This is a genomic window from Sphingobium sp. FG11 (assembly GCF_057809915.1).
In genome coordinates this window covers 139,816-152,574 of record NZ_JBMDKW010000007.1, presented here as the reverse complement: position 1 = coordinate 152,574, position 12,759 = coordinate 139,816, and the positions used below count along the sequence as shown (strand labels likewise).

14 protein-coding genes are annotated in these 12,759 nt (G+C 64.7%); 10 read left to right on the top strand and 4 right to left on the bottom strand.

Annotated features, from left to right (window positions below; translation table 11 throughout):
* Positions 1 to 56: 56 nt before the first annotated feature.
* The 3 genes from hisG to mnmA are packed head-to-tail and all read right to left on the bottom strand — an operon-like array spanning position 57 to position 2,150.
* The gene (gene hisG, locus ACODSN_RS08510; RefSeq protein WP_489054612.1) at positions 57 to 719 is read right to left on the bottom strand and encodes an ATP phosphoribosyltransferase; all 663 of its coding nucleotides are present in this window, start codon (positions 717 to 719) and stop codon (positions 57 to 59) included.
* Between the two features lie 50 nt (positions 720 to 769).
* The gene (locus ACODSN_RS08505; RefSeq protein WP_489054610.1) at positions 770 to 1,039 is read right to left on the bottom strand and encodes a hypothetical protein; all 270 of its coding nucleotides are present in this window, start codon (positions 1,037 to 1,039) and stop codon (positions 770 to 772) included.
* Positions 1,040 to 1,043: 4 nt separating this feature from the next.
* Complete coding sequence (gene mnmA, locus ACODSN_RS08500; protein ID WP_489054609.1) at positions 1,044 to 2,150, bottom strand: tRNA 2-thiouridine(34) synthase MnmA; 1,107 nt, start codon at positions 2,148 to 2,150, stop codon at positions 1,044 to 1,046.
* Positions 2,151 to 2,275: 125 nt separating this feature from the next.
* Between mnmA and ACODSN_RS08495 the strand changes: the two genes are divergently transcribed.
* The 3 genes from ACODSN_RS08495 (at position 2,276) to ACODSN_RS08485 (ending at position 3,398) form a co-directional block, all read left to right on the top strand.
* A complete protein-coding gene (locus tag ACODSN_RS08495) occupies positions 2,276 to 2,569 on the top strand; it encodes a hypothetical protein (protein ID WP_489054607.1) in 294 nt (97 codons plus the stop codon).
* 103 nt (positions 2,570 to 2,672) lie between these two features.
* Complete coding sequence (gene sciP / locus ACODSN_RS08490; protein WP_489054670.1) at positions 2,673 to 2,972, top strand: CtrA inhibitor SciP; 300 nt, start codon at positions 2,673 to 2,675, stop codon at positions 2,970 to 2,972.
* A 168-nt stretch (positions 2,973 to 3,140) separates the two neighbouring features.
* Positions 3,141 to 3,398, top strand: a complete 258-nt coding sequence (locus ACODSN_RS08485; protein ID WP_489054606.1) for a GlsB/YeaQ/YmgE family stress response membrane protein — start codon at positions 3,141 to 3,143, stop codon at positions 3,396 to 3,398.
* Positions 3,399 to 3,463: 65 nt separating this feature from the next.
* Here ACODSN_RS08485 and ACODSN_RS08480 read toward each other — a convergent pair whose 3' ends face one another.
* Positions 3,464 to 3,712, bottom strand: coding sequence for a GlsB/YeaQ/YmgE family stress response membrane protein (locus ACODSN_RS08480; RefSeq protein ID WP_489054605.1), 249 nt, complete (start codon positions 3,710 to 3,712; stop codon positions 3,464 to 3,466).
* Between the two features lie 188 nt (positions 3,713 to 3,900).
* Between ACODSN_RS08480 and ACODSN_RS08475 the strand changes: the two genes are divergently transcribed.
* The 7 genes from ACODSN_RS08475 (at position 3,901) to ACODSN_RS08445 (ending at position 12,735) form a co-directional block, all read left to right on the top strand.
* The gene (locus ACODSN_RS08475) at positions 3,901 to 5,070 is read left to right on the top strand and encodes an efflux RND transporter periplasmic adaptor subunit (protein ID WP_489054603.1); all 1,170 of its coding nucleotides are present in this window, start codon (positions 3,901 to 3,903) and stop codon (positions 5,068 to 5,070) included.
* A gap of 43 nt (positions 5,071 to 5,113) precedes the next feature.
* Positions 5,114 to 8,278, top strand: a complete 3,165-nt coding sequence (locus ACODSN_RS08470) for an efflux RND transporter permease subunit (protein ID WP_489054601.1) — start codon at positions 5,114 to 5,116, stop codon at positions 8,276 to 8,278.
* Between the two features lie 120 nt (positions 8,279 to 8,398).
* Positions 8,399 to 9,604: a DUF445 domain-containing protein gene (locus ACODSN_RS08465; RefSeq protein WP_489054600.1), complete on the top strand. Its 1,206-nt coding sequence runs from the start codon at positions 8,399 to 8,401 to the stop codon at positions 9,602 to 9,604.
* A gap of 136 nt (positions 9,605 to 9,740) precedes the next feature.
* Positions 9,741 to 10,406, top strand: a complete 666-nt coding sequence (locus ACODSN_RS08460) for an energy transducer TonB (RefSeq protein WP_489054668.1) — start codon at positions 9,741 to 9,743, stop codon at positions 10,404 to 10,406.
* A 232-nt stretch (positions 10,407 to 10,638) separates the two neighbouring features.
* Positions 10,639 to 11,094 carry a hypothetical protein gene (locus tag ACODSN_RS08455; RefSeq protein ID WP_489054598.1) on the top strand — a complete coding sequence of 152 codons (456 nt, stop codon included), beginning with the start codon at positions 10,639 to 10,641 and terminating at the stop codon, positions 11,092 to 11,094.
* 44 nt (positions 11,095 to 11,138) lie between these two features.
* Complete coding sequence (ribD, locus tag ACODSN_RS08450; protein WP_489054596.1) at positions 11,139 to 12,092, top strand: bifunctional diaminohydroxyphosphoribosylaminopyrimidine deaminase/5-amino-6-(5-phosphoribosylamino)uracil reductase RibD; 954 nt, start codon at positions 11,139 to 11,141, stop codon at positions 12,090 to 12,092.
* Between the two features lie 34 nt (positions 12,093 to 12,126).
* The gene (locus ACODSN_RS08445; RefSeq protein ID WP_489054595.1) at positions 12,127 to 12,735 is read left to right on the top strand and encodes a riboflavin synthase; all 609 of its coding nucleotides are present in this window, start codon (positions 12,127 to 12,129) and stop codon (positions 12,733 to 12,735) included.
* The last annotated feature ends 24 nt before the right edge of the window (positions 12,736 to 12,759 follow it).

Here is a 12,759-nt window from a genome sequence, read left to right as displayed (position 1 = left end):
CAAGCTGATAGGTTGGGAGGTGGCTTCCCGCCTGCGCGGGAAGGACGATAGCGCAATTACGCGGCATCCTTCACTCCCGCCGCCCGCCGAAACGCCTCGACCATCGGCGAAAGTTCGGCGGACCGCATCTTATAGGCGGCGCGATTGACGATCAGCCGAGCCGACACCTGCATGATGATATTGGTTTCGACCAGTCCATTGGCCTTGAGCGTCGCGCCCGACGATACAAGATCGACGATGCGCCGCGACAGGCCGAGCGATGGCGCCAGTTCCATCGCGCCGTTCAATTTCACGCATTCCGCCTGAAGCCCGCGCGCCTCGAAATAGCGGCGGGTGAGATAAGGATATTTGGTCGCGACCCGGACATGGCTGACCGCGGCCTCATCCTCCTGCGACAAGCCGACCGGCTCCGCCACAGACAGGCGGCAATGGCCGATGTCGAGATCGACCGGCGCATAAAGTTCGGAATAATCGAACTCGTCCACCACATCCGATCCGACGATGCCGATCTGCGCCGCGCCATGCGCCACGAAGGTCGCGACGTCGAACGCGCGCACGCGGATGATCGACACGTGCGGCAGATTGGTAGCGAAGCGCAGCGCCCGGCTTTTCTTGTCGTGGAACTCGGCCTCCGGCTCGATACCGGCGCGCGCGAGCAGCGGCAGCGCTTCATCGAGGATGCGGCCCTTGGGAATGGCGAAAATGAGCGGACGAGTCATGACCGGCGCGCCTTACGCGCGGGCGCGCGAAAGGGCAAGGTTTGGGAGGTTTAATCCCAATTGGTGACAGCTTCCTCGCCATTTGCAAGAAACGGACCCTCTTCAGATCCGAAATTGGCCCAGATCACAATCTCAGTGCCGTGGCGCCCTTCCACATAATCCGTTATAAGCGGCGGTTCGTCGGGCCGTACGAACTCCGTCTCGTATAAAAAGCTGAGTTCTTCGCCCGGATTCAAACGATAGCGGTGGGTAGACAATTCAAATGTGACGAACTGAGGCTTGTCGGTCGCGTTGCGTATGACATGCTTCGCGCGCGCCATCGGGTTACGCCGCGTCCGCCATCGCCGCCTGCGTGGCCGCGATCCAGCCGCCGCCCAGCACCCGATCCCCGGCATAGAGCACCGCCGCCTGACCCGGCGCGACGCCATATTCGGGCGCGTCGAACATCAGGCGATCGCCCTCCAACCGCGCGGGCACCGGCTTTGCCATCGATCGCACCTTCGCCGTCATCGGCCCGGCGAAATCCCGGCCCAGCCAGTTCATGTCCGAAAGAATTGCGCCCGCCACGGCCAGCGCCGCCCTGGGCCCCACGATCACCCGCCGCGCCGGTGCGTCCAGCCGCACGACATAAAGCGGATCGGGCTGGCCGCCGATCTCCAGTCCCTTGCGCTGACCCACTGTATAATGGATCATCCCCTTGTGCTGGCCCAGCGTCCGGCCGTCGATATGGACGATATCGCCGCCCTCGTCGGCATCGGGTCGCAGCTTGCGCACGATCTTCGCATAATCGCCGTCGGGCACGAAGCAGATGTCCTGGCTGTCCGGCTTCATCGCGACGCCTAACCCCAGTTCGGCCGCGATTTCGCGCACCTGCGGCTTGGGCATGCCGCCCAGCGGAAAGCGCAAATAGTCGAGTTGCGCCTGCGTCGTCGCGAACAGGAAATAGCTCTGGTCGCGCGCGGGATCGGTCGCGCGATGCAGTTCAGCCCCCTGCGCGCCTTCGACCCGGCGGACATAATGGCCGGTGGCCAGGCAATCGGCGCCCAGATCGCGCGCGATCTGGAACAGGTCGGTGAATTTTACCCCCATATTGCACTTCACGCACGGGATGGGCGTGCGTCCGGCCATATATTCATCGGCGAAGTCGGCGATCACCGAATCGCGGAAGGCGCTTTCATAGTCGAACACATAATGGGCGATGCCCAGCCGGTCGGCGACCGCGCGCGCGTCACGGATATCCTGTCCGGCGCAGCAGCTGCCGGTGCGGCCCACCGCCGCGCCATGATCGTAAAGCTGGAGCGTGACGCCGATCGTTTCCGCGCCGGTGCGCGCCGCCAGCGCGGCGACGACGCTGCTATCCACGCCGCCCGACATGGCGACGACGATCCGCCGCGCTGAAAGCGGCTCGGCCAACTGAAATTCGGGCTGCATGGCAAGTCCTATAGGCGTGACGCGGCGCACGTTCCAGCCCGATTAACCCCCCTTTCATCCCGCGCTAACGAGGGATGACCGCGACGTTTACCGGGCCTTATGCTTTGCCCGGTAAAAGTTCGCTCATGGATTTGAGCTTCCTCCGCAGCGGCATCAAACCCGGTGGCATCAAGCCAGTCGGGCGCCCGCGCGTGCCGGCCTGGCCGTTCCTGCGTGCCGCTTCGGCGGCAGCGCAGGCGTCCAGCCCGACGGCAAAGGCGGTGGCGAACGTTCTGCGGGGGCAGGACATGGCGGAAGACTGGATTCAGGAACTGGCGGGAATTTTCGCGCCACGTTCCGACGGCATGATCGAAGCCGTGCGACTTTCGGGCAGTTTCAACCCGTTGGTCGCGACCAGACTAGGAGTGGGGCAAGAATGATGAAGGGGGTGTTTACCTTGGCGCTTTAGCCGTTCTTCAGGGCTGATGTGGATAAGGTTTCGCTACTGAATTCGGCAACGCCAGTGCCGCTTTTGAGGTGATGATGATCGAAAATCAAAAAATACGGCCTGCACAGGTCGTCGGGCCGCTCGGAGAACCCCTGACGCTGGAAAGCCTGCCGCCCGTCGATACGACGCGCTGGGTGGTGCGTCGCAAGGCGGAGGTGGTCGCCGCCGTTAATGGCGGCTTGCTGACCGTGGATGAAGCCTGCGCCCGCTATTCGCTGACGCTGGAAGAATTCGCCGGATGGCAGCGCGCCGTCGACCGATCGGGCATGCACGGGCTGCGTGTCACCCGCATTCAATATTATAAGTCCCTCTATGAGCGGCAGCAGAAATACTGACCCTCCGTCCTGAAGGATGGCAAGAGGCCGCCGGCTGCGATCCGGCGGCCTTTTTTATTTTCCGACATAACGCCGCAACAGAATCGTTACGGACCGGGGAACGACAATCGAGGTTCGCCGTTAATGCTTCAGCCAACCCGCTAGGGGGCGCTGGCAAGGAGAAGTTAGATGGGCATCATTTTGTGGCTTATCGTCGGCGGCATCATTGGCTGGCTTGCCAGCATGATCATGCGGACCGACGCACAGCAGGGCGTCCTGCTGAACATCGTAGTCGGTATCGTCGGTGCTTTTATCGGCGGCCTGATTTTCAGCGGCGGTTCGATCAACAATGCCGGCCTCACGCTCACCAGCTTTCTGGTGTCGCTGGTCGGTGCGGTGATCCTGCTTGCGATCGTCAATCTGGTCCGCCGCGGTTCGATGCGATAAACCGGCGTCCCTTGACGGCATAAAAGGCTGCGTCATCCCATGGATGGCGCAGCCTTCTTATATAGTCACGATCGACGCATGAAGAGGCGATAGACCGCCAGAATGGCGATCGCCCCCAGCGTGGCGGCGATGAAACCCGCAGCTTCGCCTGCATTATAGAAGCCGGCAAGGCGCCCCACATAACCGGCCAGCAAGGCCCCCGCGATCCCCAGCAACATGGTGACGATGCACCCGCCCGGATCGCGACCCGGCATTACCAGCTTGGCGGCGGCTCCCGCGAGCAACCCAATGATGATCCATCCCAGCGCCTCCATGGACGTCTCCTCTCATTATGCAGCCCCGCGCATAGCGCCACAGTCCCGCGCTTTTGGCAAGAGAAGGAGGTCTTTCGACCCCCGCCGCCAGCGTCCGTAGGGCATGGATTTAGGGGATTGAGCCAAGTGCGCTACTTATATAATACAGCTCCGAGCCGGCACCGTCGTCGGCAACAGACAGGATGGGCATGAACTACGAGACCCCGCTCACCGGCGAGTCGGCGCTTGCGATCGATGTAGAGGGGCCGCGTCCATCGCGGCGGCGCGCGCTCGCGATCGCCGCTATCCTAGCGATCCTGGTCGTCGGCATCGCGGCATGGATGTGGATGCGTCCCCGGCCCCCTGTTCCAGCCAACGACGCGGCGCAGGAACCCGTCATCACCGTCATCAGCCCCGGCCGGTCGATGGTCGAACAAAAGGTGAGCGCGACCGGATCACTGGCCGCGCGCGTCGAAATGCCGGTGGGCGTGGCGGGCGAAGGCGGTGAAGTGCGACAGGTACTGGTGCAACCCGGCGACTGGGTGCGCGCGGGACAGATTCTCGCTGTGATCGAACGATCGGTGCAAACCGAACAGATCCGCTCGCTCGCGGCGCAGGTCGAGGTGAACCGGGCCGACGCGAAGCTGGCGCAGGCGCAACTCGATCGCGCCAAGGCGCTGGTCGGGCGCGGGTTCATCAGCCGGGCGGATATCGACCAGCGCACCGCGGCGCGCGATGGCGCCAACGCACGGGTCAATGTCGCCGTCGCCCAGCTTGCCGAACAGCGCGTCCGCACGCAGCGGCTCGATATCCGCGCGCCTGCTGCGGGCCTCGTCCTAACCCGCGCGGTGGAACCGGGCCAGATCGTAGGATCGGGCAGCGGTACGCTGTTCCGCATGGCCAAAGGTGGTGAAATGGAAATGCTGGCGCAGGTCAGCGAGGCCGATCTGGCGATCCTGCGCCCCGGCAACAGCGCAATCGTGACGCCGGTGGGCGGCAAGACATCCGTGGCCGGACGCGTGTGGCAGGTCGCTCCCGTGATCGATCAGCAGAACCGGCAGGGCATCGCCCGCATCGCCATTGCCTATGATCGCGCGATCCGCCCCGGTGGCTTTGCCTCAGCGGTTATCGTCAGCGGCTCGGGTCTGGCCCCGACCCTGCCGGAATCTGCGGTGCTGAGCGACGCGAAGGGCAATTATGTCTATATCGTCGATCGCCGGAACCGGGTCGAGCGGCGCGCCGTCACCACCGGGCAGGTATCCGGCAGCGGCGTGGCGATCGTGCAGGGACTGGACGGTTCCGAACGCATCGTGCGCTCTGCCGGCGCATTCCTCAGTGCCGGGCAGACGGTAAAGCCGCAAGCGCAGGCGCGGCCATGACGCGAGCGCTCGCCGACGCGCGGAATCAGGCGGGTACGCCATCATGAGTTTTCGCAATATTTCCGCGTGGGCGATCCGCAATCCGGTGACGCCGCTCGTCCTGTTCGTCGCGCTGGTCCTGGCAGGCATCGTCAGCTTCAACCGGCTCGACATCAATCAGCAGCCGGACGTCAGCTTTCCTGTGGTCAGCGTGACCGTGAACCAGCCGGGCGCGGCGCCCACCGAACTGGAGACACAGGTCACGCAGCGGATCGAGGCCGCCGTCCGCGCGATCAGCGGCGTCGACGAAATTTCATCCTTCGCATCCGAAGGCCAGTCGCTCACCAACGTCACCTTCCAGATCGGCACGCCGATCGACCGCGCGGTGGCCGACGTCAAGAACGCCGTCGACCAGATCCGCAGCAACCTCCCTGAAGGCATATTGGAACCGCAGGTCGCCCGCGTCGATATCGATGGCGGGCCGATCGCCTATTACAGCGCCGAAACCACCGATATGACGCTGGAAGAACTGTCCTGGTATGTCGACAACACCGTCGCCAAGCGACTGCTGTCGGTCCCCGGCATGGCCGCCGTCACGCGCGGTGGCGGGGTCAGCCGCGAAATCCGCATCATCCTCGACCCGGCGAAACTCCAGTCGCACGGCGTCAGCGCGGCGCAGGTCAACCAGCAATTGCAGCAGGTCAACCTGAACGCCGCGGGCGGGCGCACCGAAATCGCCGGGGCCGAACAATCGATTCGCGTGCTGGGCAACGCGCGCAACGCCTATGCGCTGGGGCAAACCCAGATCGCCATATCCGGCGGCCGCACGGTAAAGCTGTCCGACCTCGCCAACGTCCGGGACATGTTTGCCGAACAACGCTCGGTCGGGCTGATGAACGGCAGGCAGGTCACGAGCATTCGCCTCGAAAAGGCCAAGGGCAGTTCGGACGTCACGGTGTTCGACAATGCCGTGAAGATATTCGAACAACTGGCCAGGGAAAACCCGAAGGTCCGGTTCAAACAGCTTTATACCAGCGTCGATTACACCAAGGGCCAATATCATTCGGCCATGGCGGCGATGATCGAGGGCGCGGTGCTGGCGGTCATCATCGTCTTTCTGTTTCTGCGCGACTGGCGGGCGACGATGATTTCCGCGCTGGCGATCCCCTTGTCCGCGATTCCGACATTCTGGTTCATGGATATGATGGGCTTCACGCTCAACGGCATATCGCTGCTTGCGCTCAGTCTGGTCGCGGGCGTGCTGGTCGATGACGCGATCGTGGAGATCGAGAATATCGTCCGCCACATGCGCATGGGCAAGACCGCCTATCAGGCGTCGATCGATGCGGCCGACGAAATCGGCCTCGCTGTGCTGGCGACGACGATGGCAATCGTCGCGGTATTCCTGCCGGTCGCCTTCATGCCGGGGATCGCGGGGCAATTTTTCGTCCAGTTCGGCATGACAGTGGTCGTCGCCGTGCTGCTGAGCCTGGGTGTCGCGCGACTCATCACCCCGATGGTCGCCGCCTATTTCCTCAAGGCGCATGGCGAAGCGAGCCATGGCGGAGGATGGATGATGGACCGCTACATGCGGCTGTTGCACTGGTCGCTGGACGAACGCCGGGCGATGGCGCGACGCGCGCGGGGTGGCTGGGCCGCCCGCACGGCCATTATGTTTGACCATCGCATCTGGACGGTGGGCCTTGGCGCACTGTCCTTCGCGGCAATGGTGGTCGCCTTCACGACGCTGCCGGTCACGTTCAATCCCACGACCGACACCGACTTCAGCCAGGTGAAGGTCGAAACGACGCCGGGCACCACGCTCGGCCAGACAACCGCCATCACCCAACGGGTTTCGGACATGCTGGCGGCCGACAAGGATGTGGTCGAAGCGGCCTTCGCCGATATCGAGCCGACCAGCGCCACCATCTATCTGACGCTCAAGAAAACCCGTCCGCTCTCCTCGGTCGAATGGGAACGCAGCGTCGCGCCGACATTCCAGACAGTGGCCGATGCGCGGGTCAATTTCCTGTCGCAATCGGGCGGCGGGTTTGGCCGCGACATCATCATCATGCTGGGCAGCGATGATGCCGAGCGGCTGGAAAGCACGGCCAGCAGGCTCGTTTCCGAAATGGCCGGCTTGCGCGAGATCCGCGCACCGCGCGTTCAGGGCGACATGCAGCGGCCCGAAATCATCGTCAAGCCGCGCATGGACCTTGCCGCCAGCATGGGCGTCACGACGGCGGCGCTCAGCCAGACGATCCGTATCGCGACGCTTGGCGACATCGACCAGAACAGTGCGAAATTCTCTCTGTCCGACCGGCAAATCCCGATTCGCGTCTCGATCGCCGAGGACAGCCGCAAGGATATCGCCACGATCGAGAATATGCCGGTGCCCACGGTCAATGGCGGCTCGGTGCCGCTCAAGGTCGTCGCCGATATCGCATTCGGCGCGGGGCCGACGCAGATTCGCCGCTACAACCAGATTCGTCGCGTTGTTGTAGGGGCCGACCTCGCGCCGGGCGTCGTCACCAGCGAGGCGATGGCAAAGATCAACGCGCTGCCGACCATGAAGGCGATCCTCGACGGCAAGGTCGAGGGGGTGCAAAAGATCAATGCGGGCGACGCCAAATGGCAGGCCGAAATGTTCCAGAGCTTCGGCATCGCCGTCGTTTCCGGCATCATGCTGGTGCTCGCCGTGCTGGTGCTGCTTTACAAGCGGATCATGCCGCCCTTCGTCAATATGGGTTCGCTGGCGCTCGCGCCGCTGGGGGGCGCGCTGGCGCTGCATGTTACCGGCTATCCGATTTCGATGCCGGTGCTGATCGGCATGCTCATGCTGCTTGGCATCGTCGCGAAGAATTCGATCCTGGTCATCGATTTCGCGCTGGAGGAAATGGCCAAGGGCGTGCCCAAGTTCGACGCGATCATCGATGCCGGACACAAGCGCGCCCAGCCGATCGTCATGACCACCGTCGCCATGGTGGCGGGCATGGTGCCGACCGCACTGTCCCTGTCGGGCGACAGCGCGTGGCGGGCGCCGATGGCTGTCACCGTGATTGGCGGCCTCCTGTTATCGACGCTGCTGACGCTCATCATCGTACCCGCGACCTTCAGCTTCGCGACGGGCGTGGAGGAATGGATCGGCCCGCGCCTCGGCCGCAGGCTGCTCACCTATCGCAAGGGCGACGATTCGGCGCATGCGGGGCAAACCCAGCCGGCGGAATGATCGCGGGATCACAAGAAGGCTTTGCCTGAACGAAAGGGCGGCGTAACCGTTGGGACGCCTATGTCTTTGATCGCCCTCTCTCCATTCTCCGGCGCCAGCCCTCCTCAACCGGCCCGGCGCATGGCGCTGGTGGCGACCGGCATGTTGCTGGCGATGGCGCTTGTCTTCATCGCCGCCCGCGCCACCGCCCATGTGCATCCGGCGGTCGGCTTCGTTCAGGCCTTTGCAGAGGCCGCGATGGTCGGTGGCCTTGCCGACTGGTTCGCCGTCACGGCGCTGTTCCGCCATCCGCTCGGCCTGCCCATCCCGCACACTGCGATCATCCCCCGGAACAAGGACCGGATCGGCGACACGCTGGCGCTGTTCCTGCGCGACAATTTCCTGATCCCCGCCGTGGTCGCGCGGCGGATGCGCGGGCTGGATGTGGCCGCCGCCGCCGGGCGCTTCCTCGCCAGTCCTTCGGGTGGTGACGGCCGGTTGCGCGAAGGCGCGTCGCGACTCGCCGCCGATCTGCTCGAAGCGCTCGATCAGGAGCGGCTCGGCGGCATGGTGAAGGGCGCGATCGCCCAGCGGTTGCGCGCCATCAACCTCGCCCCGCTGATCGGCCAGGCGATCGAGGCGGCGATGCGCGACGGTCGCCACGCCCCGGTCATGGACGGGATGATCCATTGGGCCGACAAAGCGCTGGAGGCCAATGACCATCTGATCCGCGAGATGATCAGCGAGCGGGCGGGCAAGGTGCTGCGCTGGACCGGCCTTGATGAAAATCTCGCCAATGCGATTCTGTCGGGCCTGCGCAAGCTGATCGCGGACATGGCCGCCGATCCCGGCCACAGCCTGCGCCTCAAGGCGGAGGAAGGCATGGCCAAGCTGGCGGCAGACCTTCAGCAGGACGGCGCGATGCAGGCAAAGGTCGCCCGCGTTCGTGACGAGATCATCGACAATCCGGCGATGCAACGCTGGATCGACGGGCTGTGGGAGCAGGCGCGCGCCGGAATGCTGCGCGCGGCCCGCGACCCTGCCAAAGCGATGGCCGGGCGGTTTGGCGAAGCCATGCAGCAGCTCGGCACGACGCTACAGGATGATGCGCGGCTGCGATTGCTCATCAATCGCTTCGTCCGGCGCGCAGCGGTGGGCGTGACCGCCGCCTATGGATCGACCATCGTGACGCTGGTGAGCGACACCGTGCGCGGCTGGGATGCGGGCACCATCACCAACCGGCTGGAAAGCGCGGTCGGACGCGACCTGCAATATATCCGTATCAACGGCACGCTGGTGGGGGGGCTGGTCGGCCTGACGATCCACGCGATCGACTTCCTTCTGTGACCTCAAATATCTTTCTCTCAAACCGCCAACCTCTGTTGAAGTTTAATGTTGCAACATATCATTGAAATATGTTGTAACATGACATGCGTTCATCACGAGGCGCTGTTCAGGACAGAGGATGCGGCACATGGCGATCATGGAGATGCAATCAGTTCCCGGCGGGACGGGCTATAGTGGCGGGCAGCGCTCGCCCATCGGCATAGGCGGCGCAGTCGCCGTCCACGCGGTAGTGGTCGGGGCGTTTCTGCTGATGCCCAAGGAGATGATCGCGACCTTCACGCCCCCGCCCTTCATCATCCATTCGGTTCCGCTCGATCCGACGCCGCCTGAAAATCCTCCGCCTCGCCCGGACAAGCCGACGACCAGGACGCCCGCACAAAGCCCCGCAAAGACCGACCCGCTCACTCCGCCGGCGCCGGATCAATGGGTCATCGACACCGGAGACAAGGGCACTGACACGGGCAGCGGATCAGGCGCTGTGGTCCCGCCGCTCGATCCCCCGCGCCAGCCGGTCATGGTCGAGGCCGCGATCGATCCGCGCGCACTCCCAAGCTTTCAACCCGATTATCCCGGCGCGATGATCCGTCAGCAGATCGAAGGCAGCGTAACGGTGCGCGTCACCATCGGCGCCGATGGCCGGGTCATCGACATCGAGCGGCTTTCGGCGACCGATGAGGCTTTCTGGCTCGCGACCCAGCGCCATGCCCTGCGCAAATGGCGCTTCCGGCCCGCGACCCGCGACGGCGTGCCGGTCAGCGCGATCAAGACGTTGACCGTGCATTTCCGGCTGGAGGATCGCTGAGAATCTGTTGGAAAATGCGCGAAATAGCGCCTTTCAGAAGGCGGCACCGGCCCTCACCCCCACCCGGCCGCCCAGACATGATATCCTGATGGGCGGTCGGGTGGGGGTGAGGGCCGGTGCGGATGCGCCAAGGCGCATTTCCAACCAAACCCTGAGCGGTGCCGGACGAGTTGGCGGCAAACTGCCAAGACAGGTTTTGCATCCGGCCCCGCCCTCCCCTATATACCGCGCCATGGCGATCTTTCCCCGTCCCGTCTCGCCCAAGAGCGCGCTTACCGATTTCTGGGGCTATTTCAGCGCGCGCCGCGCCCATAAATGGCCATTGCTCGGCCTGTCGGCGGCGATCACCTATGTGATCGTCTGGGCGTTCATTGTTGACGCGAACACCAACACGATGCCGACCCAGAACCAGATTTTCTATATCGAGAACTGGGACACGCATCGTTCGGACGCCGCGATCATCCTTCAGCAGAAGATGGATCTGGCGAAGCGCGAATCGATTATCGAAAAGAAGCAGCAGGATATGCAGCATGTCGCCGACATGTTCGGCATCGACTGGCGCACCGACGAGGCCCGCAATACCGCCCGCCGCAAGGAAGCGGTCAAGCAGATCAACGCGCTGCTCGACGCGCGGCTGGCGAAGGCCGAAGCGGGCGAGAAGCCCGCGACCGCCGCGGGCCAGCCCTGAACCTTTCGCCCACCATCGTCGATCCGGCCGCCGACCGGCGCTTCATGGCGGCGGCGATCGCCCTGTCACAGCGCGGACGCGGACTTTCCACCCCCAATCCCAATGTCGGCTGCCTGATCGTGCGCGAGGGCCGCGTCGTCGGGCGTGGCTGGACCCAGCAAGGCGGTCGCCCCCATGCCGAAGCGCGGGCGGTGGAGCAGGCGATGGATCGCGCACATGGCGCGACCTGCTATGTGACGCTGGAACCCTGTTTCCATCTGTCGCCGCGTGGACCGCGCTGCGCCGACCTGCTCATTCGTGCGGGCGTCAGCCGGGTTGTCATCGCCTTGCGCGATCCCGATCCGCGCACCGATGGCCAGGGCGCGGCCTATCTCCGGGCGGCGGGTATCACTGTTGATATGGGCCTGTTGGCCGATGAAGCGCGCGCGGCGATGGCCGGGTTCGTGCTGCGCCAGACGCGGGGGCGTCCCCATGTTACGCTCAAGCTCGGCCTGTCGCTCGACGGCCGCATCGCCCTGCCCGATGGCGCGAGCCGCTGGATCACTGGCCCCGCCGCGCGCGCGCACGCCCATATGGAGCGGGCGCGGCACGATGCGATCCTGGTGGGCGGCGGCACCCGTCGCGCTGACGATCCGCGCCTCGATGTACGGCTGGGCGGACTGGAAAGCCGCAGCCCGCGCCGCATCCTGCTGAGCCGGGGCGATGCGCCTCCCGGCTGGGAGCGAATCGGCAGGCCCGAAGAAGTCGCGACGCTCGACCGGGTCGATCACCTGCTGGTCGAAGGGGGGGCGGAGACCGCCGCCGCCTTCCTGCGCGCCGATCTGGTAGACCGATTGCTGCTCTACCGCGCGCCCATCCTCATCGGCGCGGGTCTTGCCGGCATAGGCGACCTTGGCCTTGCCGATCTGGGGCTGGCCCATGATCGCTGGCGACTGGTCGAAAGGCGGCAGTTTGGCCCCGATCAGCTGGAGGTTTACGAACGGATGGCGACCGCCTAAGCCCCGTCCTGCCCTTTCACCGACAGGATATTGCATGTTCACCGGCATCATCACCGACATTGGCACGGTTCGGCAAACCGACCAGCGCGGCGACCTGCGACTCGTCATCGGCTGCGCCTATGACATGGCGGGCGTCGCCATGGGCGCATCGATCGCCTGTTCCGGCGCCTGCCTGACGGTGGTGGAAAAGGGGCCGGACTGGTTCGCGGTCGATCTGTCGGCGGAAACCGTGGATCGCACCGCGCCCGGAATGTGGCAGGTCGGCCGCCGCCTCAATCTGGAACGCGCGCTCAAGGTGGGCGATGAGCTGGGCGGGCACATCGTCACCGGCCATGTCGACGGCATCGGCACGCTGGTGTCCGCCACGCCGGTGGGCGATTCGACCGCGCTGATCATTGCAGCCCCTGCCAGCCTCGCTCCCGCCCTGGCGGCCAAGGGGTCGATCACGCTCGACGGTATTTCGCTGACGGTGAATTCGGTCGAGGATCAGCCCGATGGCAGCGTGCATTTCGGAATGAACATCATTCCGCATACCGCTGTCGCGACCACACTCGATGATCTGGCGGTGGGCCGCAGCTTCAATCTGGAGATCGACGTGCTGGCGCGTTACCTTCAGCGGATGCGTGCCATCACGCCCGCCTGATGTGATAAGGGCTTGAAGTTTTCA

Excerpts from the sequence above, each read along its gene's own strand:
- ACODSN_RS08495 (WP_489054607.1), top strand. The coding sequence starts at position 2,276 with ATGGATTTGAGCTTCCTCCGCAGCGGCATCAAACCCGGTGGCATCAAG.
- ACODSN_RS08485 (WP_489054606.1), top strand. The coding sequence starts at position 3,141 with ATGGGCATCATTTTGTGGCTTATCGTCGGCGGCATCATTGGCTGGCTT.
- ACODSN_RS08505 (WP_489054610.1), bottom strand. The coding sequence starts at position 1,039 with ATGGCGCGCGCGAAGCATGTCATACGCAACGCGACCGACAAGCCTCAG.
- sciP (WP_489054670.1), top strand. The coding sequence starts at position 2,673 with ATGATCGAAAATCAAAAAATACGGCCTGCACAGGTCGTCGGGCCGCTC.
- ACODSN_RS08470 (WP_489054601.1), top strand. The coding sequence starts at position 5,114 with ATGAGTTTTCGCAATATTTCCGCGTGGGCGATCCGCAATCCGGTGACG.
- ribD (WP_489054596.1), top strand. The coding sequence starts at position 11,139 with ATGGCGGCGGCGATCGCCCTGTCACAGCGCGGACGCGGACTTTCCACC.
- ACODSN_RS08445 (WP_489054595.1), top strand. The coding sequence starts at position 12,127 with ATGTTCACCGGCATCATCACCGACATTGGCACGGTTCGGCAAACCGAC.
- ACODSN_RS08455 (WP_489054598.1), top strand. The coding sequence starts at position 10,639 with ATGGCGATCTTTCCCCGTCCCGTCTCGCCCAAGAGCGCGCTTACCGAT.
- ACODSN_RS08475 (WP_489054603.1), top strand. The coding sequence starts at position 3,901 with ATGAACTACGAGACCCCGCTCACCGGCGAGTCGGCGCTTGCGATCGAT.
- ACODSN_RS08480 (WP_489054605.1), bottom strand. The coding sequence starts at position 3,712 with ATGGAGGCGCTGGGATGGATCATCATTGGGTTGCTCGCGGGAGCCGCC.
- mnmA (WP_489054609.1), bottom strand. The coding sequence starts at position 2,150 with ATGCAGCCCGAATTTCAGTTGGCCGAGCCGCTTTCAGCGCGGCGGATC.
- ACODSN_RS08460 (WP_489054668.1), top strand. The coding sequence starts at position 9,741 with ATGGAGATGCAATCAGTTCCCGGCGGGACGGGCTATAGTGGCGGGCAG.
- ACODSN_RS08465 (WP_489054600.1), top strand. The coding sequence starts at position 8,399 with ATGGCGCTGGTGGCGACCGGCATGTTGCTGGCGATGGCGCTTGTCTTC.
- hisG (WP_489054612.1), bottom strand. The coding sequence starts at position 719 with ATGACTCGTCCGCTCATTTTCGCCATTCCCAAGGGCCGCATCCTCGAT.